At 68.8% G+C, this 17,983-nt stretch carries 20 protein-coding genes and 5 pseudogenes; 13 read left to right on the top strand and 12 right to left on the bottom strand.

The annotated features are described in order from the left end of the window. Positions 1–6: 6 nt before the first annotated feature. Positions 7–699 carry a GntR family transcriptional regulator gene (locus KIV56_RS10465; RefSeq protein ID WP_281533403.1) on the bottom strand — a complete coding sequence of 231 codons (693 nt, stop codon included), beginning with the start codon at positions 697–699 and terminating at the stop codon, positions 7–9. Beyond that, positions 696–1,229 carry a VOC family protein gene (locus tag KIV56_RS10460; RefSeq protein ID WP_281533402.1) on the bottom strand — a complete coding sequence of 178 codons (534 nt, stop codon included), beginning with the start codon at positions 1,227–1,229 and terminating at the stop codon, positions 696–698. Before KIV56_RS10460 ends, KIV56_RS10465 begins: the two co-directional genes overlap by 4 nt. Before the next feature lie 173 nt (positions 1,230–1,402). Here KIV56_RS10460 and KIV56_RS10455 point away from each other — a divergent pair, with 173 nt between their 5' ends. Genes KIV56_RS10455 through KIV56_RS10440 form a run of 4 tightly spaced genes read left to right on the top strand, consistent with a single transcriptional unit; the run spans position 1,403 to position 5,262 of the window. Beyond that, positions 1,403–1,537 carry a hypothetical protein gene (locus KIV56_RS10455; protein ID WP_281533401.1) on the top strand — a complete coding sequence of 45 codons (135 nt, stop codon included), beginning with the start codon at positions 1,403–1,405 and terminating at the stop codon, positions 1,535–1,537. Beyond that, positions 1,527–3,590: an alpha-ketoacid dehydrogenase subunit alpha/beta gene (locus KIV56_RS10450; RefSeq protein WP_281533400.1), complete on the top strand. Its 2,064-nt coding sequence runs from the start codon at positions 1,527–1,529 to the stop codon at positions 3,588–3,590. Before KIV56_RS10455 ends, KIV56_RS10450 begins: the two co-directional genes overlap by 11 nt. Then, positions 3,590–4,930, top strand: a complete 1,341-nt coding sequence (locus KIV56_RS10445) for a pyruvate dehydrogenase complex dihydrolipoamide acetyltransferase (RefSeq protein WP_281533399.1) — start codon at positions 3,590–3,592, stop codon at positions 4,928–4,930. Before KIV56_RS10450 ends, KIV56_RS10445 begins: the two co-directional genes overlap by 1 nt. A gap of 50 nt (positions 4,931–4,980) precedes the next feature. Then, entirely contained in the window at positions 4,981–5,262 is a 282-nt protein-coding gene (locus KIV56_RS10440) for a hypothetical protein (RefSeq protein WP_281533398.1), read from the top strand. Positions 5,263–5,267: 5 nt separating this feature from the next. On the opposite strand, the gene KIV56_RS10435 is transcribed toward KIV56_RS10440, so the two are convergent. Continuing rightward, positions 5,268–5,678 carry a winged helix-turn-helix transcriptional regulator gene (locus KIV56_RS10435; RefSeq protein ID WP_281533397.1) on the bottom strand — a complete coding sequence of 137 codons (411 nt, stop codon included), beginning with the start codon at positions 5,676–5,678 and terminating at the stop codon, positions 5,268–5,270. A 92-nt stretch (positions 5,679–5,770) separates the two neighbouring features. On the opposite strand from KIV56_RS10435, the pseudogene KIV56_RS10430 reads away from it, so the two are divergent. Continuing rightward, positions 5,771–6,373: pseudogene (locus tag KIV56_RS10430) on the top strand (NAD(P)H-binding protein); the annotation flags it as partial. 45 nt (positions 6,374–6,418) lie between these two features. Here KIV56_RS10430 and KIV56_RS19775 read toward each other — a convergent pair. Continuing rightward, positions 6,419–7,564: a dienelactone hydrolase family protein gene (locus KIV56_RS19775; protein WP_348648564.1), complete on the bottom strand. Its 1,146-nt coding sequence runs from the start codon at positions 7,562–7,564 to the stop codon at positions 6,419–6,421. A 187-nt stretch (positions 7,565–7,751) separates the two neighbouring features. On the opposite strand from KIV56_RS19775, the gene KIV56_RS10420 reads away from it, so the two are divergent. The 3 genes from KIV56_RS10420 to KIV56_RS10410 are packed head-to-tail and all read left to right on the top strand — an operon-like array spanning position 7,752 to position 10,219. Next, complete coding sequence (locus KIV56_RS10420; RefSeq protein WP_281533396.1) at positions 7,752–8,672, top strand: lycopene cyclase family protein; 921 nt, start codon at positions 7,752–7,754, stop codon at positions 8,670–8,672. Between the two features lie 19 nt (positions 8,673–8,691). Further along, the gene (locus KIV56_RS10415) at positions 8,692–9,120 is read left to right on the top strand and encodes a lycopene cyclase family protein (protein WP_281533395.1); all 429 of its coding nucleotides are present in this window, start codon (positions 8,692–8,694) and stop codon (positions 9,118–9,120) included. Further along, positions 9,104–10,219 (top strand): Brp/Blh family beta-carotene 15,15'-dioxygenase, encoded by a 1,116-nt coding sequence (locus tag KIV56_RS10410; protein WP_281533394.1) that lies wholly within the window; start codon positions 9,104–9,106, stop codon positions 10,217–10,219. The genes KIV56_RS10415 and KIV56_RS10410 overlap by 17 nt, the downstream gene beginning before the upstream one ends. A 21-nt stretch (positions 10,220–10,240) precedes the next feature. On the opposite strand, the gene KIV56_RS10405 is transcribed toward KIV56_RS10410, so the two are convergent. Next, positions 10,241–10,678 carry a hypothetical protein gene (locus KIV56_RS10405; protein ID WP_281533393.1) on the bottom strand — a complete coding sequence of 146 codons (438 nt, stop codon included), beginning with the start codon at positions 10,676–10,678 and terminating at the stop codon, positions 10,241–10,243. Further along, a complete protein-coding gene (locus KIV56_RS10400) occupies positions 10,666–11,016 on the bottom strand; it encodes a hypothetical protein (RefSeq protein WP_281533392.1) in 351 nt (116 codons plus the stop codon). Before KIV56_RS10400 ends, KIV56_RS10405 begins: the two co-directional genes overlap by 13 nt. A gap of 298 nt (positions 11,017–11,314) precedes the next feature. Here KIV56_RS10400 and KIV56_RS10395 point away from each other — a divergent pair, with 298 nt between their 5' ends. Further along, positions 11,315–11,812 (top strand): GNAT family N-acetyltransferase, encoded by a 498-nt coding sequence (locus KIV56_RS10395; protein WP_281533391.1) that lies wholly within the window; start codon positions 11,315–11,317, stop codon positions 11,810–11,812. A gap of 96 nt (positions 11,813–11,908) precedes the next feature. Here the strand turns inward: KIV56_RS10395 and KIV56_RS10390 are convergent, their stop codons facing one another. Beyond that, on the bottom strand, positions 11,909–12,292 hold the full coding sequence (locus tag KIV56_RS10390) for a VOC family protein (RefSeq protein ID WP_281533390.1): 384 nt from the start codon (positions 12,290–12,292) through the stop codon (positions 11,909–11,911). 98 nt (positions 12,293–12,390) lie between these two features. On the opposite strand from KIV56_RS10390, the pseudogene KIV56_RS20400 reads away from it, so the two are divergent. Next, positions 12,391–12,955, top strand: a pseudogene (locus KIV56_RS20400) (isochorismatase family protein). A gap of 177 nt (positions 12,956–13,132) precedes the next feature. After that, positions 13,133–13,846, top strand: a complete 714-nt coding sequence (locus KIV56_RS10380; RefSeq protein ID WP_281533389.1) for a hypothetical protein — start codon at positions 13,133–13,135, stop codon at positions 13,844–13,846. A 25-nt stretch (positions 13,847–13,871) separates the two neighbouring features. Here the strand turns inward: KIV56_RS10380 and KIV56_RS10375 are convergent, their stop codons facing one another. Together KIV56_RS10375 and KIV56_RS10370 are read right to left on the bottom strand one after the other, a co-directional pair. After that, the gene (locus tag KIV56_RS10375; protein WP_281533388.1) at positions 13,872–14,690 is read right to left on the bottom strand and encodes a shikimate 5-dehydrogenase; all 819 of its coding nucleotides are present in this window, start codon (positions 14,688–14,690) and stop codon (positions 13,872–13,874) included. Positions 14,691–14,777: 87 nt separating this feature from the next. Then, on the bottom strand, positions 14,778–15,635 hold the full coding sequence (locus KIV56_RS10370) for a PhzF family phenazine biosynthesis protein (protein ID WP_281533387.1): 858 nt from the start codon (positions 15,633–15,635) through the stop codon (positions 14,778–14,780). On the opposite strand from KIV56_RS10370, the pseudogene KIV56_RS10365 reads away from it, so the two are divergent. Both KIV56_RS10365 and KIV56_RS10360 read left to right on the top strand, forming a co-directional pair. Continuing rightward, positions 15,517–16,251, top strand: a pseudogene (locus KIV56_RS10365) (alpha-amylase family glycosyl hydrolase); the annotation flags it as partial. The gene KIV56_RS10370 and the pseudogene KIV56_RS10365 overlap by 119 nt on opposite strands. A gap of 211 nt (positions 16,252–16,462) precedes the next feature. Next, a complete protein-coding gene (locus tag KIV56_RS10360) occupies positions 16,463–17,083 on the top strand; it encodes an alpha-amylase family glycosyl hydrolase (RefSeq protein WP_348648563.1) in 621 nt (206 codons plus the stop codon). A gap of 139 nt (positions 17,084–17,222) precedes the next feature. Here the strand turns inward: KIV56_RS10360 and KIV56_RS10355 are convergent, their stop codons facing one another. The 3 genes and pseudogenes from KIV56_RS10355 to KIV56_RS20390 form a co-directional block, all read right to left on the bottom strand. Then, positions 17,223–17,561 carry a DUF2461 family protein gene (locus tag KIV56_RS10355; RefSeq protein ID WP_281533386.1) on the bottom strand — a complete coding sequence of 113 codons (339 nt, stop codon included), beginning with the start codon at positions 17,559–17,561 and terminating at the stop codon, positions 17,223–17,225. Between the two features lie 58 nt (positions 17,562–17,619). After that, positions 17,620–17,715: pseudogene (locus KIV56_RS20395) on the bottom strand (DUF2461 family protein); the annotation flags it as partial. A 38-nt stretch (positions 17,716–17,753) separates the two neighbouring features. Next, positions 17,754–17,912: pseudogene (locus KIV56_RS20390) on the bottom strand (DUF2461 family protein); the annotation flags it as partial. Between the last annotated feature and the right edge of the window lie 71 nt (positions 17,913–17,983).

The following is a 17,983-nucleotide window of genomic DNA, read 5'->3' as shown; positions in this document are numbered from 1 at the left end:
GGCCGCCTACTGAGCGAAGAGTGCCGGATGCTTGGACAGTTCGAGCCGGGTGCGGCGGATGTGCCCGCCCAGCATCCGTTCGGCTTCCTCGCTGTCGCCGCGCCGCAGCGCACCGATGAGCAACTGATGCTCGTAGTGCACGGCGCGGCCAGCGTCCGGGCCGATCAGCGTGGTGAATGCGCGGCGGTAGTGCTGGGTCGAGTTCCACAACCGATGTACCGTCTCGCCGAGGATCGACGTGACGGCACCGGAGTATGAGAGCAGGTGGAACTCGCGGTCCAGGCGCAGGAAGGTCTCGACGTCCGTGCCGGCCTGCATCTCGTCGGCGAGCTCCTGCAGGCGGCCGAGCGTCTCCGGCGACAGCTGGGGCAGGCTGTAGCGCAGCAGCAGCGGTTCGATGCGCTCGCGGATCTGGTACATCTCCTCGCACTCCGCGAGGCTCAGGTGCGAGACCCACGCACCGGTGTTCGCGACGAGGGTGACGAGGCCGTCGGATTCCAGGATGCGCAGCGCCTCGCGAACGGGGAGCCGGCTCGCGCCGAACTGTTCGGCGACATCTTCCTGGCGGATCCGGGTGCCGGGGGCATACGCGCCGGACAGGATCTCGTCCCGCAAGCGCGTGGCGATCCGGCTGCCGGCGCTGCCGTCGCGGCTGGGGGCGCTGGCCATGGGGTCCGTCCGGTCGGTGGTGGCGGTCATTCGGCCGGGTGGGCCGGATGCCACAGTTTAGTGGCAGCGTCCTTCTCGTAGGCCTTGCCGTCCGGGTAGCTCACGAGCTCGAACTGCATGCCCCAGGGGCTGCGGAAGTAGACCCAGCGCTGGCCGGTGCTCCAGCTGGAACTCGACGTCGGTTCGCCCATGATCTCCACGCCGTGAACCCGCAGGTGCTCGAGGGCGGCGTCGAAGTCGTCGACATAGAAGGCCAGGTGATGCCCGCCGATGTCACTGTTCCTCGGTTCGGGAGCCGCTTCATCCGCTGGTTCGTACTGGAAGACCTCGAAATTCGGCCCGTGACCGCACCGGAAGAAGCGGAGCTCGCGCATCACCGTGCGCGGGTGCACGCCGAGGTGCTCGAGCATCCAGTCGCCTTCGGCGTGCGCGAACGGGCCGAGCGAATAGACGAGCTCGCAGCCGATCACGTCGACCAGGAACCGTTCGGCCTCGTCGAGGTCGGGGACCGTGAAACCGATGTGTTCCGTGCCGCGCAGGCCCGGGATGCCGTTGACCATCGAGAACTCCTTCGTTCGACGCCGATTTCTCTCATTGTATCCAAAGACCTGAATTGCGCCTGTCCTGATCGGAGTTGTTGCAGCTAATCCTTGGCATTGGATTCAATCGACGATACAGTGTTGCTCACATGTAGTCGATCCCCGTGATCGACACGACCAATGGAGACCGGCACATGCCTGAACGACGACGTTTGGATCCCCTGGCCCCGTGGGTCGAGCTCAGCACCACGGCGCTGGACTGGGCGAGTGCGGACCCGGCACTCCTGGCCACCATGCTCGGCCAGCTGCACCTCATCCGTGCCTTCTGAAGAAACGGTGCTCGAACTCGCCGGCGAGGGCCTCGTGCACGGGCCCGCGCACTCCAGCATCGGCCAGGAGGGCGGGGCGGTCGGCTCGATCGTCGGCCTCGGGTCGACGGATGCGATCAACGGCTCGCACCGCGGGCATCACCAGTTCCTCGCCAAGGCGATCAACCACGTCTCCGGTGGCGCCCTCGACCCCGCGGCGCTCGTGACCGCGGACATCCAGACCGTGCTGCAGCGCACCCTCGCCGAGATCCTCGGGCTCGCCCAGGGCTACTGCCGGGGCCGCGGCGGCTCGATGCACCTGCAGTGGTTCGAGGCCGGCGCGCTCGGCACCAACGCGATCGTCGGCGGCGGAGTGCCTCTCGCCGCCGGCAACGCCTGGGCCCAGAAGCACGCGGGCACGACGGATGTCACGGTGAGCTACTTCGGGGACGGCGCGACCAACATCGGCTCGGTACTCGAAACCATGAACCTCGCGTCGGCGTGGAAGCTCCCACTCGCCTTCTTCATCGAGAACAACCTCTACGCCGTGTCGACCACGGTGGCCGAGTCGACCGGCGAACCGCGGCTCTCGGCCCGGGCGCTCGGGTTCGGCATTCCGAGCTGGCGGGTCGACGGCATGGACCCGCTCGCCGTGCACCTGGCAACGAAGGAGGCCGAACAGGTGATGCGCTCCGGCCAGGGACCCGCCGTCGTCGAGGTCGAGGTCTACCGCTTCTTCCACCAGAACGGACCGTACCCGGGCAGCGCCTTCGGCTACCGCACCAAGGACGAAGAGGCCGCCTGGCGCGCCCGCGACCCTCTGGACCGGGTCGCCCGCGAGATGATCGCGCTCGGCCAGATCGACACGGCCGGCATCGCCGCGGTGCGCGAGCAGGCCCAGTCCGCGATGCGGGCTGCCGTGGCCGAACTTCTCGAGGGCGACCCGGAGTCGGCAGGCAAGCGCCGGATCCGGCCGGAACTCTGGCCCGACGTGGACTTCGTCAATGTCGGCGTGCGAGGCGACGCGAGCGAACTGAACGGCTTGCGCACACTCGAGCCGACCGACTATCGGGGCGAGCTCGAAACGAAGAAATTCGTCGACGCCGTCGCCGCCGTGATGGACCGCCGCATGGCGGAGGACGCCCGAATCGTCGTGCTCGGCGAAGACGTGCACCGCCTCAACGGCGGCACCAACGGCGCGACCAAGGGGCTCGCGAAGAAGTTTCCGGGCCGGGTGCTCGGCACGCCGATCAGCGAGAACGCCTTCGCCGGCCTCGGTGGCGGGATGGCGCTCGACGGGCGCTACCGCCCGGTCGTCGAGTTCATGTACCCGGACTTCATGTGGGTGGCCGCCGACCAGGTCTTCAACCAGATCGGCAAGGCGCGGCACATGTTCGGCGGCGAGAACCCGGTGCCCCTCGTGCTGCGCACGAAGGTCGCGATGGGAAGCGGCTACGGCTCGCAGCACCTGATGGACCCCGCGGGCATCTTCGCGACGAGCCCCGGCTGGCGCATCGTGGCCCCGTCATCGGCGGCCGACTACATCGGCCTGATGAATACCGCGCTGGCCCTGCAGGACCCGGTGCTCGTGATCGAGCACGTCGACCTCTATGCCGAAAGCGGCGAGGTGCCCGCGGGCGACCTCGACTACTTCATCCCGCTGGGGAAGGCGGCCCTGCGCCGCGAAGGCACCGACGTCACCGTGATCAGCTACCTGTCCATGGTCAAGCACTCTCTCGAGGCCGTCGAGCAGACCGGCATGAGCGCGGACGTCATCGACCTGCGCTGGCTCGACCGGGCCTCGATCGACTGGGACACCATCGGCACGAGCATCCGCAAGACCAACAGCGTTCTCATCGTCGAGCAGGGGGCCCGCGGCACGTCCTACGGCGCCTGGCTGTCCGACGAGATCCAGCGCCGGTTCTTCGACTACCTCGACCAGCCGGTCGAACGAGTGACCGGTGGCGAGGCGAGCCCAAGCATCTCCCGCGTTCTCGAGCGCGCGGCCATCGCGCGCACCGAGGACGTCGTCGCGGGCCTCGAGATCATCAAGCTCGGTCTGGGAACCCGCTGATGGCCACGCTCGTGCGCATGCCGGAAGTGCTCGCCAACGCCGCAGAAGCCGCCATCCAGACCTGGCTGGTCAAGGTGGGTGACACCGTGGCGATCGGCCAGCCGCTCGCCGAGATCGAGACCGAAAAGGCGGTCGTCGAGTACCGCGCCGAAACGGAAGGGGTGCTCGCGCGCGTCATCGTCCCGGAGGGCGTGCCCGTCGAAGTGGGTGTGCCGATCGGCGTGATCGCCGCCGTCGGCGAAGCGGAGTCGGACATCGATGCCTTCCTCGCCGGTGACACTCCGCAGCAGGCAGGGTCTCCGACCCCGGATTCGGCAACCCCGGAGACGGCAACCCCGGCGGCGGCGACGCCGGCCGCGGCAGTCCCCGTCGAATCAGCCCCGGACGGGCAGGCACCGCTCGCCGCGGCCAACGGCCGGCGTCAATTCGCCAGTCCGCTCGTGCGCCGCATCGCCAGGGAACGCGCACTCGACCTGTCCCGCGTCGTCGGCAGTGGCCCGAACGGGCGGATCGTGCGCCGGGACCTCGACACCCTCAAGCCCGCGCCCGCGGCTGCAGTCGCGTCATCGCCGGAGCCCGTTACGCCGGTGGCGGCCCCTGCGATGTCCATTCCGGCGGTACCCACGGTCGGTTCCACCGGCACATCCGTGGTCGACGCCTCCGGATTCACCGACGTTCCCCACACCGGGATGCGACGGGCGATCGCGCGCCGCCTGACCGAGAGCAAGTCGACGGTGCCGCACTTCTACATCACGGCGGACTGCCGTGTCGAGCGCCTGCTCGCCCTCCGCAGCGAGATCAACGCGACGTCGCCGCGGAAGATCTCGGTCAACGACTTCGTGGTCAAGGCCGTCGCGGTGGCGCTCGTCCGGGTGCCCGCGGCGAACGTGATCTGGACCGAGACCGCCACGCGGCGATTCGAGCACGTCGATCTCTCGGTGGCGGTGTCCACCGAGACGGGGCTGCTCACCCCGGTCCTGCGTGGCGTCGAGGGCCTCACGCTGACGAACATCAGTGAGCGGGTCGCCGACCTCGCCGCTCGGGCGCGCCAGGGGAAGCTGCGGCAACAGGAACTCGAGGGCGGCAGCTTCGCCATCTCGAATCTCGGCATGTTCGGGGTCGACCAGTTCTCGGCCATCCTGAACCCGCCGCAGTCCGGCATCCTCGCCGTCGGCGCCGCGAAACAACGGCCGGTCGTCGACGGTGGACAGCTGTCGGTCGGCACCGTCATGACGGTGACCCTGTCGGCTGACCACCGGGTGGTCGACGGTGCGGTGGCCGCGGAATGGATGGCGCAGTTCGTGGCCTGCATCGAGAATCCACTCTCTATAATCATCTGAGGTTGCCAGCACGAGAGGCTGCCGACATCCCCGTGAGCAAAGGCGCGCATATGGACCCCCGACTCGAACGTCTCGTCGCAGAGCGGACATCCCTCACGGCCGAATCGGAACGCCTGGCCGCGCTCATCGCTGAGGAACGGTCCGGCCGGGCGTTGCGGGCGATCGCCCTCGCCTACGGGACGGGCTGCAAGGACGACTTCGATCGGGAGCGCCAGTGCCGCGCGGATGAAGAGCAGATGAAGCAGGTGCGTTCCCGCACCCGAGCCGTCGACCGTCAGTACCGCCACCTGACCACGAGCGCCCGCGCAAGCGGTGTGAGATCGTCGTTCTGACGGGCTCAGAACGACGATTCACCCGCTTGCGCGACGGGCAGAGCGGGCGTGCCGGTGATCTCGTCGGCGTTGTCGGCGATCCAGTCCATCAGGGGGACCAGGCGGTCGGCGAGCTGGTGGCCCATCGGCGTCAGTTCGTAGTCGACGCGGGGCGGGATCGTCGCCTGCGCCTCGCGGTTCACGAAGCCGTCTGACTCGAGGGTGCGTAGCGTCGACGCGAGCATCTTCTCGCTGATGCCCTCGATGGAGCGTCGCAACTCGCCCCAGCGGAGCGAGTCCTGCTGCAGGGCGAGCAGGATCAGCACGCCCCACTTGCTCGTGACGTGGTCGAGCACGGTGCGCGTCGCGCACTTGGCCGGGTAGACACCGGAGACGGCGCCGGGACGCACCCGCGAGACGTCAAAACTAACCTTCATGTGGGTAGCTTACCTAAAGGTGGGTACCCGTGCGCGGGAAGGTACTCGGCCGTGCCGTGGTTGACTCTGACACGCCACCGAAAGGACAACACATGTCATTCATCGTCACCGCCACCTCTGGTCATCTCGGCCGCCTCATCGTCGAGGCCCTCCTCGCCCGCGGCGCGGCCCCGGACAGCATCGTCGCGACGGCCCGCAACGTCGACAAGCTTTCCGCTCTCGCCGCGCTCGGCGTGCGCACCGCGGTGCTCGACTACAGCAAGCCCGAGACCGTGACGTCCGTCGTCGAACCGGGCGACGTGCTGATGCTCGTCTCCGGCAGCGAGGTCGGCCAGCGCGTGCCACAGCACACTGCTGTCATCGCGGCAGCGCAGGCAGCCGGCGTCGGCCGCATCGTCTACACGAGCGCACCGAAGGCCACGACCTCCGCGCTCATACTGGCGCCGGAGCACAAGGCCACCGAGGAGTTCCTGATCGCCTCCGAGGTGCCCTTCACCATCCTCCGCAACGGCTGGTACACCGAGAACTACGCCGGGGAGATCGAGAAGGCGCGTCAGGCGGGTGAGATCGTCGCGAGCGTCGGCGCCGGCCGGGTCGCGAGTGCGAGCCGGGCCGATTACGCGGATGCCGCGGCCGCGGCCATCCTCGACGACTCGCTCGCGGGCCAGACCCTCGAACTCTCGGGCGACCACGCCTGGGACTTCGCCGAACTCGCCGCCACGATCGGAACCCTCATCGGCTCATCGGTGGTCTTCCGCAACCTGACACCCGCAGCACACGCGGAGCCTGCTCGCGTCGTTCGGCCTCGACGCGGGCACGGTCGGCTTCGTCGTGGGTCTCGACGCCAACATCCGCGACGGGCTGCTCGGCGAGACGAGCGGCGACCTGGCCCGCCTGATCGGCCGGCCGACGACCCCGCTCGCGGCGGGCCTCGCCGAGAGCCTGTAGGCGGGGGCCCGAGGGCGGAGCCATTGCTGCTCGCGCGATTCCCTGGCATCGCGCGTTTCGCTGAGCAATCCGCTCGGGTTGCAAACGGGGCCGGGCAACCGGGCCAGGAACGTGACCTCGCTCAGCCGATCCGCTCCTTCCAGGAACGCCACAACCCGGTCGCGGGCGGCCGATGCGGAGTTCGCCGGATTCGCGCGCACCTCATTGGTCAGCACAGAGTGTGCCGACTTCGGGTACCCATCGGGATTGCCCGGCGACGAGTCCAGTTGGATGATCTCGAAGGCCTCGCCCAGGCGCGCCTTGATGGTGTCGAACCGGGCTCGTGGCACGGAGCCGTCTTCGCTGAAGCGCAACCCCAGCGCGCACACCTCGCCTGCACTCGCGCGGGCCGCGATGCGGTCGAAGTCTTCCGGGGAGACTCCCGGGTCGAGTCGGCGGGCGCGGCCCAGCGGAAACGGCACGGCGGGTTGGCTCAGCACAGAGGCCGCGACCGAATCGTCAATCGCGGCGGCCAGGGCGAAGCCGCCCGTGAAGCACTGGCCGATCATACCCACGCCTTTCCCGGGGGTGCGGGAGGCGAGGTCGGATGCGACTGCCCTCAGATAGTCCGTGATGGGGCGATGTGCATTCGTGGCGAACGCCCGGAACTCCGACGAGACACACAGCCGAAGCACCGTCCCCAAGATGTACCCGCCCGAAGCGGCCCGCCCCGGATCGCCGAACGGCGAGGGCACGACCACGGTGAAGCCCGCCGCGACGAGGTGCTCGGCAAGGCCGAGAACCTCGGGTGTGATCCCGGGGATCTCCGGGATCAGTACCACCCCGGGCCCTGAACCCTTCTCGTAACAGTCGTAGGTCCTGCCCGCTCCGGTGAACGGGGCTCGCACCCATCCGGTGAGAGGGGCTACGTGGGCTGACGGGGTACCTGAGGCTGCCATGCGTACATCCTCTCCTGCCCGGTCGCGCACGGAAACCAGACCGGCCGTTTCTTCCCAATTTTGCTTAGATGTTCATCTACTTACACGTTCATCTACTTAGAATCTAAATTACTTGTAACAGGATCACTCCGGCTCATCCGCATCCGCATCCGCATCCGCCTCCGCCTGACGTCCCACGAAGGACACTGTGACTCCCAGCATCTTTCCGTTCGGTCGCCACGAAACGCGCGACAGCGGTGGCGCTCTGCCGTGGAGTGAGGAGGGCACCACGCTGCCCGGTGCTCAGGAGCCGAGTCCGCTGGGCCGTGGTATTGCCGTCCAGGTCCCGGACTCGCTTGTCATCGACGTCCCCGATGTCGGCGTCTACGATGTGGTCATCCTCGGTGCGGGATGCTCGGGGCTCTCCCTCTGTCTGGCGCTTCTGGAGCACGGGGCCACCGGCCCGATCCTGTTGGTCGATTCGCGCACCGAGTACCACGACGACCGCACCTGGAGTTTCTGGGATGTCGAGCCGACCCGGTTCACGCACCTGGCTCGGGCGCGCTGGACCACCTGGCGGGTGTCGACGGCTACGGACCAGGTCCGCTCGTCGACTCTGAGCACTCCCTACGTCTCGCTCGCCGCAAACGATTTCTACCGTTACCTGCTTGGTCGTCTGGCGGAGTACCCCCATGTCCGGTTCCTGACGGGCGAGGACGTGGTGGGCTACAGAGAGGTCGCGGACGGTCTCGAGGTCGCCACGACCCGGTTCCGGGTGCGCGGCGCGCAACTCGTCGACAGCCGCGGGCTTCGGCCGACCCGAGGGGAGCGCGACGACATCGCACGACGTTCCACCTGGGTGCCGCAGAAGTTCGTGGGCTGGCATCTGGTGAGCTCGCGACCCGTCTTCCACGCCGACGAGTGCATGCTGATGGACTTCGATGTCGACCAAACCCGGGGACTGCGTTTCGCCTATGTCCTTCCCGTTTCGCCGAATGAAGCCCTTGTCGAGAATGTCTATCTTGCCGACGTGCCCGTGACGGAGGCCGAGCACCGGGCTGAGGCTACTCGAGTCTTACGTCGAGAGCCGCTTCGGCCTCGAGCCCGGCGACTACGAGATCCTCGGTGACGAGCGCGGGTACATCCCGATGACCGATCACGTCTTCACCCAGCGACCGATGCCCCGGGTATCGGTGATCGGAACCCTCGGCGGTGCAACGCGCCCGAGTACCGGCTACACCTTCCTGCGCATCCAGCGCTCGAGCGAGGAGACAGCCCTGCGACTTCTCGGCGATTCCCCGGACGACGGTCGGATTCACACCTCTCGAACCTCGATCCTCGACAGGGTATTTCTGCGATTCCTCAAGGACCACCCGGAGAGGGCCCCATTGGTGTTCGCTCGAATGTTCGCGCGGGTGCCCGCGGAGAGCCTGGTGCGATTCCTGTCCGACCGGAGCGGGCCGATCGACATCGCCCGGCTGATCCTGGCCCTCCCGAAGCGCTGGTTCCTCGGGTCCGCCTTCCTGGTCGTGCTGCGAATGGTCACAGACAGGGGGCGGCATGACCGACACAACTGAGCCCGCTGACGCCGCGGATCTCGCCGAAGCCGCGGATCTCCTCGTCTGGCGGCGGGCCAGGAGACAGCTGTTCGTCCCCGTTGACATCCTCGTGCTCGCTCTGTCAGTGGCCTGCGCGGCCGGGCTGCCCATCCCCGAGGCGCTTCAGTATGTGCCGTTCGCCCTGGGCCTCGTGGTTTTCGGCCTGCCCCACGGAGCCCTGGACCATCTGGTGCCGGCCCGGCTCGCCGGCCGACGCCCGACCGTTGCAACCGTGGCCCCGGTCGTCGGCCTCTACCTCGTACTCGGCGTCGCCGTCGCGGCCCTGTGGGTCGTCAGCCCGACCGTTGCGTTCGTCTTCTTCATCGCTCTCACATGGTTCCACTGGGGCCAGGGCGACGCTTTCGCCTCGGCCCGACGCACCGGGGAACGCCTCGGGTGGCCGAGGGCGATTGGATTCCCGCTGCTGCGTGGCGCCCTCCCGATGGTCGTTCCGTTGATCGCGTTCCCCGCCACATACGCCGTCGTCCTCGGGGCCACCACGCGCGCCTTTGGAGGCGACTCACCGTCAGGGACCCTTGCCCCGGGGATCCGGCTCGCACTCGGTGTCGGCATGCTCGTTCTCGCCATCACCGTCGCCCTGCTCGATGCGTGGGAGCGACGTGGCACCGCGGGCGGCCGGAGGGCCTGGCTCGGCGACGTGGCAGAAGTGGCCCTTCTGGCCTACTTCTTCTCAACAGTGCCGCCCGTGCTCGCCGTCGGACTCTACTTCGCCCTCTGGCACTCTCTCCGTCACATCGTGCGACTGTCGCTGTTGGATCCTGCGCTGTCCCGTCCCCTCGACGAGGGCCGGTGGGGGATCGTGCTGCTCCGGTTCAGCGGGCAGGCGGCCCCGGTCACGGGCATCGCCCTGTTGATCCTGGCGGGCCTCTTCTTCGCGCTCACAGCGAGGACATCCGGCGGCCCGATGGGCCTCCTCGGCATCTATCTCGTGCTCATCTCGGCCTTGACCGTTCCCCACACCGTCATCGTTGCGATGATGGACCACGCGCAGGGCCGTCGGTCCGGCCGCACGCCGGCGCCCGAGCATCTCGACGCCTCAACGGCACGGGACGCCTGACGCGGCCATCGGTGCGGCCGCCTACTGTGGCGGGCCCGCGGCCTGGAGGGTGACCGCCACGACCTGCCAGGCGAAGGCTGCTCGTGTCACGAGGCCGAGCACCAGATACGCACGCTCCTCGGTGGGGTAGGTGCGTCCCGCGGGAACGCCGCGGAACCCGAGCCACTGGTTGACCCCGAAACCGAAGAACAGCAGAAGAAGGGTGATGGTGAGCAGCCGGATCCCGCCGGGCTGGTCGTAGCCGCTTGTCGCTCCCGGAGCGAGGACGTGCAGAGCGATGACCCCCCACGGAACGATCCCGATCACGCTTGCGACGACGAAGGGGCGGAGGGTCCGGGCGGGGGTGCCGAGCCGTTCCTGCAGCCAGAGCAGGAGGACCACGGCCGACTGGGCCGTGTAGGTCAGCACGAGCGTGCCGACATCCGTGATGCCGTTCAGCTGTGCGATCAGGAACAGCATGATCGACGAGAACTGAACGCGTACTCGACCCACCGGATCGGGTTGCGCTGTCCCTCGATCGCGCTCCGGTAGCGGGCGCCGAGGATCGGCGACGCGATGAGCAGGTGAGTGACAAACGGCAGCAGGAGCACAATGACGGCACCGATGCCGACATCGACGGCAGCGACCGAAATGCGTTCCGGCGGCAGTCCCGAAGCCGGCGATCCGGTCGGGTACTCGACGGTGACAGGAAGGAGAAGACGCCCGGAGAGGTTCACCGTCCAGACAACCGCGACAGCCTGGGCGAGGTGCAGGATGCCCGCGACGAGATTCAGCATACGAAGGTTCACGTGGGCCATGCGCGTCCCCGTGCTGGAGTCTGCTCGAGGTCGGATGCGCGCTGCCGGTGGGCCACCACACCAGTCTGTACCACCGGTCGCGCGCCCGCGCGCTCTGGCCTGAACGGCGACCTTCTTGCCCTCGGCGTGGCGCTCGCGTTGGTCGGAGTGCGTCGCCTCCGCGATCCGCGCAACCACCCCCGCAGCTGAGCCGGTTCCGGGGGAGCGGGCGCGACAGCATCCGCCCCCGGCTCGGTAGGCTGTGCGTCTGCGACGTGTGCGCCGCAGACACCCGAGCGAGACGACTGAGGAATTCACCATGAGTGGCAGCACCGAACGCCCGTTCCGTTTCGAGCGGGTGGAGTGGGCCGACCCGCGAGCCGCCGTGCTGCGCGCGCGGATGGACGTGGAGATGACCGCGCGCTACGCCGGCCCGAGCAACCCTGAACTCGACGATGCCGTGACCGAGGCGCTCAGGATCGACCCGGCCGACATCCTGGCGACCGTGCTCGTGATCGACGGCGACGACACCCCCATCGCCCACGCGGCCCTGCGCATCCACGATGGCGACTGGGAGGTCAAGCGCGTGATCGTCGCCGACGACCAGCGCGGGCGCGGCGTCGGCCGTGCGCTGATGAACGAGCTCGAGCGCATCGCCCGCGCCGCCGGTGTGCCGCGCCTCATCCTGCAGACCGGCAGCAAACAACCGGATGCCGTCGCCCTCTACGAAAAGATCGGCTACACGCCGATCCCGATCTACGAGCCGTACATCGAGGCGATCCCGCACTCCTTCTGCTTCGAGAAGCTGCTCGCCTGACCAGCTCGCCTGACCTGCTCCCCGGACTGATTCGACGGAGTCACGTGATCAGCCCGGGAAGCTCCACGAGCCGGCACGAACCGGGTTCGGTGCGCGTCAGGCAGGCTTCGCGTACTGGCCGATTTCCTGCAGCGCCCAGGAGTTCCCGTCGGGATCGCTGAAGTACGCGTACTTGACGCCACCCATGTCGTGGATCTCGGTGATCTGCAGGCCACGGTTCGCGAGTTCGTCCCGCGCCGCGCCGATGTCGGAGACGACCAGGTGCAGGTTCTTGACCGTACCGTGCTCGGGGCCGTTCCCCATGCCGGTCCCGATGACCACGGAGCACGCCGAGCCCGGCGGGGTGAGCTGCACGATCCGCATTCCGTTGCCGGGCTGCACATCGTGGTCCAGGTGGAAGCCGACGACATCCACGTAGAAGGCCTTGCTCCGTTCGACGTCCGCAACGGGCAAGGGCACAAGCTCCAGTCGCATGTCCATGGTCGTCACTGTATCAAGGAGCGACAGGCACTCGCAGCGGGCAGTGGCGTGGGGTAGCGTGGCGGTCCACACCGTCAGACAGCTTCTGAGGAGGAACCGTGACCACCCTCGACAACCGGCCGAACACCGCCCTGCTCGTCATCGACGTCCAGACCGGTTTCGTCAAGGACGCCTACGAGCGGGACGCGATCGTCGGGAACGTCAGCACCGTCGTCGACAAGGCGCGCGCCGCCGGCGCCGACCTCGTCTGGGTGCAGCACCACAACGACGACCTGCCGCAGGGCAGCGAACTCTGGCAGGCTCGTGCCCGAACTCGTGCGCCTCGAGGCGGAGCCGCTCGTGAACAAGGCATACGCCGACGCCTTCGAAGACACCGACCTCGAGTCCGTGCTCGCTGAACGCGGCATCGGCCGGCTCGTCATCGCCGGTGCGCAAACGGATGAGTGCATCCGGTCGACGCTCCACGGCGCGATCGTCCGCGGGTACGACGCCCTCCTCGTCAGCGACGCCCACACCACCGAGGACCTCCGGGAGTATGGCGCGCCGTCGCCGGACCTGGTGATCGCCCACACCAACCTGTACTGGGAATACCACACGGCTCCCGGACGGACCGCGGGCACGGTGACGACCGCCGACCTCGACTTCACCGGGATGGCCTCCTGAGGCAGCGTTGCGTCGCGCGAGGCTGTGAGGTCGCCGGGACAGCCTTCCGTGGTCCGCCGGGGCGCGGCAGAATCGCCACCGACAGAAGCAGCTCAGACCTCCCACAAGCCGAACATGGAGTGACGAATGGGCAGGCGTACTCGGGTTTCGAACAGGCCATCGGGGCGACGCGTTCGCGTGAAAGCCGGCGTCGGCATCCTGGCCGCGGCACTTGTTCTCGCCGGAGTCGCGACGGTCGCGCCCGCGTCAGCCGAGACCGCCACACCCGACGGCGCGGCCGAGGCCAGCGACATTCCCTCGGTGAAGGCCATCGACTCCGACCAGGTCATCACCGACCCGACCTGGTTCGCCGCCGCGTACGCCGAGGGATTCCGCCTCTACATCCTGGCCACGACGAATTGGGGTACCTGCACCCCAGCGGCCCACACCCAGCCGCAACTGCAGATGGCGCTCGACGCCGGGCTGAAGGTCGCCGCGTACACCCGTGACCCCGCCTGCTGGCAGGCCGGCATCGCGGCAACCGGTCCGTACAGCACCGTGCTCCAGTTCTTCGCCCTCGACATCGAGACCGGGAGCCCGCCGCTCACCCGCGACATGATCACCGGGGTGCAGGACCTCGGGGTGCGCCCGGTCATCTACAGCGGAGCCGCGATGTGGCCGCTCCTGATGGGAGACACGACGGAGTTCTCCGACGTCGCCCTCTGGGACACCGCGGCCGGCCCGCTCGACTATCCGAGCTGGACGGCCGACGTCCTCGCCCCCGAACCGGTGCCGTACGGAGGCTGGAATGACTCGGGCAACCTGCGGATCGGCGTGCAGCAGGAGTTCGAGCGCACCCTGAACGGCGTCAGGGTCGACCTTGATTCCTTCGACGCCGCGTTCCTCTACTGATCTACTGATCTACTGATCTACTGATCTACTGACGCGAGAAGACGGACGCCGCCAGGACCTGATCCGGGGTCGGCCGCACCCCGGTGTACAGCTCGAACTGGTGCGCGGCCTGCAGCGCGATGACCTCTGCGCCGGTGACGACCCGCTTCCCGGCCGCGCGGGCCGCCAGGATCAGGGGCGTCTCGGCCGGAAGGGCGACCACGTCGAAGACGGTCGTGGCCGCGTCCACCGTGCCGAGCGGGTAGGAGAGACTCTCAGAATCTGCGCCACCGCTCATACCGATCGGAGTCACGTTGACGATGAGCGGCGCGGTCTCGGTTCCCGGGTCCGGCAGCCACCGGTAGCCGAGCTCGTCCGCGAGCCGGCGACCGCTGGCCTCGTTGCGGGCGATGATGGTTCCGCTGGAGAAGCCGGCGTCCCGGAACGCCGCACCGACGGCCTTTGCCATTCCGCCGCTGCCGCGGAGCAGGAGCGGTGTGCCCGGATCGATGCCGTGCCCGGCGATGAGGGCGGCAATGGCCAGGTAGTCGGTGTTCGACGCCTTCAGGACCCCGTTGTCGTTGACGATGGTGTTCACCGACCGGATTGCGGTCGCTGAGGCATCCATTTCATCGACGAGCGCGATGACGTCCTCTTTGAACGGCATCGACACGGAGCAGCCGCGGATGCCGAGCGCCCGCACGCCGCCGATCGCCGCCGTGATGTCGGTCGTCGTGAACGCCTTGTAGATGAAGTCGAGCCCGAGCTCGTCGTAGAGGTAGTTGTGGAAACGGGTGCCGATGTTGCTCGGGCGGGCCGCGAGTGAGATGCACAACTGCGTGTCCTTGTTGAGAGCTGGCTTCATGGTTCTTCTCCCGGGATGAGGTGCGGTCTTTCCACGGTACCCGGACGGACCGGCCGGAGGTTCGGCAGGCGGTCGAGGAGAGCGAGTTCAGGAGATGACCGAGGCGGTGCCGGACACCACGATGCCGCCCGTCGCGGGGATGTCGACGGTGAGCAGGCTCGGGCGCCCGACGTGACGGCCCTGCCGGATCAGCACCCGCGCCGGGGCGTCGACGAGGCCGAGCGTCCGGAGGTAGCCGCCAACGGAGGCCGCCGCGGATCCCGTAGCCGGGTCCTCGGTCATCGTCCCGACCGGGAACAGGTTGCGGGCCTCGAATTCGAGCGGCCCCAGCACGCGGAGGGTCGTCACGGTGCCCGCCCAGCCCTCGGCATCCATCAGGGAACGCACCGCGGCCGGGTCGAATCGGAAGCCGTCGAAGGTCGCCGTCTCCGCGAAGACGAGCACCGGGTGCACGTTGCCCGCGAAGGCGAGCCGGGGCGGGTAGTCCGGATGCAGGTCGGCGGCGTCGACGGCGAGCAGCCGCAGCAGGTGCTCGAGCACGGATGCCCCGACCGGCTCCACCCGCCGCTCGACACTCGTGAACGAGGCCACGATCCCGTCAGCGGTGCGCCGGGTGTCGATCCGCACCTCACCGATGTTCGTCTCGAACACGAAGGATTCCGCGTCACCGCGGCCGGCGAGCGCGACGGCGGTCGCGATCGTCGCGTGACCGCAGAACGGCACTTCCGCCGTGGGGGAGAAGTAGCGGATCCCCGCCCGGCCGGGCTCCTGCCGGGTCGGCGGGCGGGTCAGGAACGCGGTCTCCGCATACCCGAGCGACGCCGCGATGCGCTGCATCTCGGCGTCGGGAAGTGCACTCGCGTCGAGCACGACGCCGGCCGGGTTCCCGCCGTGCGGTTCGGAGGCGAAGGCCGTCAGGCGCAGGATCTCGGTCTCGTCGGACATGCCCACCACCCTAGGCCACCGGTGCCACGCCGCCCGGGGGAGTGCCAAGCTGAGAGACATGATGATCAGCACCACGGATGCCGCCGGGCGCGTCGAACCCGACTGGGTACGCCACGCGATCTGGTGGCAGCTCTACCCGCTCGGTTTCGTCGGCAGCTACCCGATCGCCGCGGGCGAACCCGTCCCGACGGCCGGCGAGCACCGCCTGCTGCGGATCGTGGCCTGGCTCGACCACGCGATCGAGCTCGGCGCCTCGGGCGTGGCCCTCGGCCCGATCTTCGCATCCACGACCCACGGCTATGACACGAGCGACTACTACCGCATCGACCCGCGCCTCGGCGAGGACGCCGACTTCGACACCCTCGTCGCCGAAGCGCACGCGCGCGGGCTGCGGGTGCTCCTCGACGGGGTGTTCAACCACGTCGGGCCCGACTTCCCGCGCTACCGTGAGGCGCTCGAGCAGGGCCCCGGCAGTGACGCGGCCGCCTGGTTCCAGACCGACACCCCGGACAGCGCCCAGGGAGGCGAGGCCGGCTTCGGGACCTTCGAAGGGCATTCCGGACTCATCAGTCTCGACCACGGCAACCCGGAGGTCGCCGACTATGTGACCGGCGTGCTCGAACACTGGCTCGACCGCGGCGCGGACGGCTGGCGGCTCGACGCCGCGTACGCGGTCCCCGCCGAATTCTGGGCCGGAATCCTGCCCCGGGTGCGCGAACGACACCCGCAGGCGTGGTTCCTCGGCGAGGTCATCCACGGCGACTACCCCGCGATCGTCTCGGCGGCCACCCTCGACTCCGTCACGCAATACGAGGCTCTGGAAGGCGATCTGGAGCAGCCTCAACGACCACAACCCGCACGAGCTGGCCTGGTCGCTCGACCGGCACAACGGCTTCCTCGACAGCTTCACCCCGGCGACCTTCGTCGGCAACCACGACGTCACCCGAATCAACAGCCGCCTCGAGGACCCCCGGCACCTCGCGCACGCGCTCGCCGTGCTCTTCACGACCGGCGGCACCCCGTCGATCTATGCGGGCGACGAGTACGGGTACACCGGGCTCAAGACCGAGGAGTTCGGCGGCGACGACGCGATCCGGCCGGAGTTCCCGGCGGACGGCCCTCCGGCGCTGACCGACCCCGAGCGCGCGGTCTACCGGCTGCACCAGGGCCTGATCGGGCTGCGCAGGCGGCATCCGTGGCTGCACGAGGCCAGAACCCGCCTCCTCGACAGCGGGGCCGACCACCTCGTCTACGAGGCGCGGTCCGGAGATGATGCGCTTGTCGTCGCGCTCAACCTCGGCGACGAGCCGTGCGGCGTCGACCTGGGCCGCTCGGGGCTGGCCCCGCTCCTGCCCGGGGGCACGCCGACGCCGCGGGGGTCGCGTGCCACGATCGCGCCGCACGGCTGGCAGGTGCTCGCGCCAGCGGTCGACGACTCGGCACGGTAGACCCGATGCGGCCAGGGCCGGTCGGGTTCTGCAGGCCATGCTGGCGATGACGTAGGTCGAGATCCGGGTGCTCGAGGGTGCCTACGACGGTTCGTAGCGGCATCCGCCGGGCGACCGGCCGGGGCGGCGCATCCCCCCGTCAGTGGCGCTGCTCGAGGCGCAGCGTGGCCAGCGGCACGTTCAGGAAATCGACCAGGGGCGTCAGCGCCTCGAAGCGTTCGATCACGAGGGTGAGGAAGGCATCCGTCTCGGCGACCGATGCCGGCAGGGTCGCGAAGGTCGCCCACTGGCGGCGGCGCAACAGGTCGACGGCGGGGTGGTCGACGGGGTATCCGCGCGGCGGACGCACGAGCGGATTGCCGTCCACGGGGTCGAACAGGCCCGTGACGCGGGGATCGGCGAGCAGGGCGCGAAGCTCCCCGTGGTGCGCGACGATGTGGTCGCGAATCGCGGTGAGCCTGCTCGGGGGAGGGTGCATAGCATCCGCCCGCGATCAGGACCTCATGGCCGGACACGCTGAGGAAGTAACTCGCACCGGTCTTCTCCGAACCCCCCAGCGGCCAGGATGCGGCGACGTTCGTCTTGTACGGGGACTTGTCCTTCGAGAACCGCACGTCGCGGTAGATGCGCATGATCGCCTTCTGCGGCGGCCGCACGTGCCGGGGGCGAATCCCGCGAGGGACTCGTTGACCCGGTCGACCAGGTCGAGCATCGGCTCCCGGACCTCGCTCAGGTACACCGGCTTGTGGTCCTCGAACCAGCCCCGGTCGTTGTGTCCTTCCAACTCGCGCAGGAACTGCAGCGCCTCACCGGAAAAATGCGTCGTCATACTCTCGCCTCCTCTCGTAGTCTGGCAGCATCGCTGGGCGGGCCGTCGCCCGGATGCGGTCCAACGCTGGC

Origin of the sequence: Cryobacterium breve (genome assembly GCF_027594785.1) — a bacterium.
Lineage (GTDB): Bacteria > Actinomycetota > Actinomycetes > Actinomycetales > Microbacteriaceae > Cryobacterium > Cryobacterium breve_A.
The sequence above is the reverse complement of the archived record's forward strand: the minus strand, read 5'-3'. Positions and strand labels throughout refer to the sequence as shown.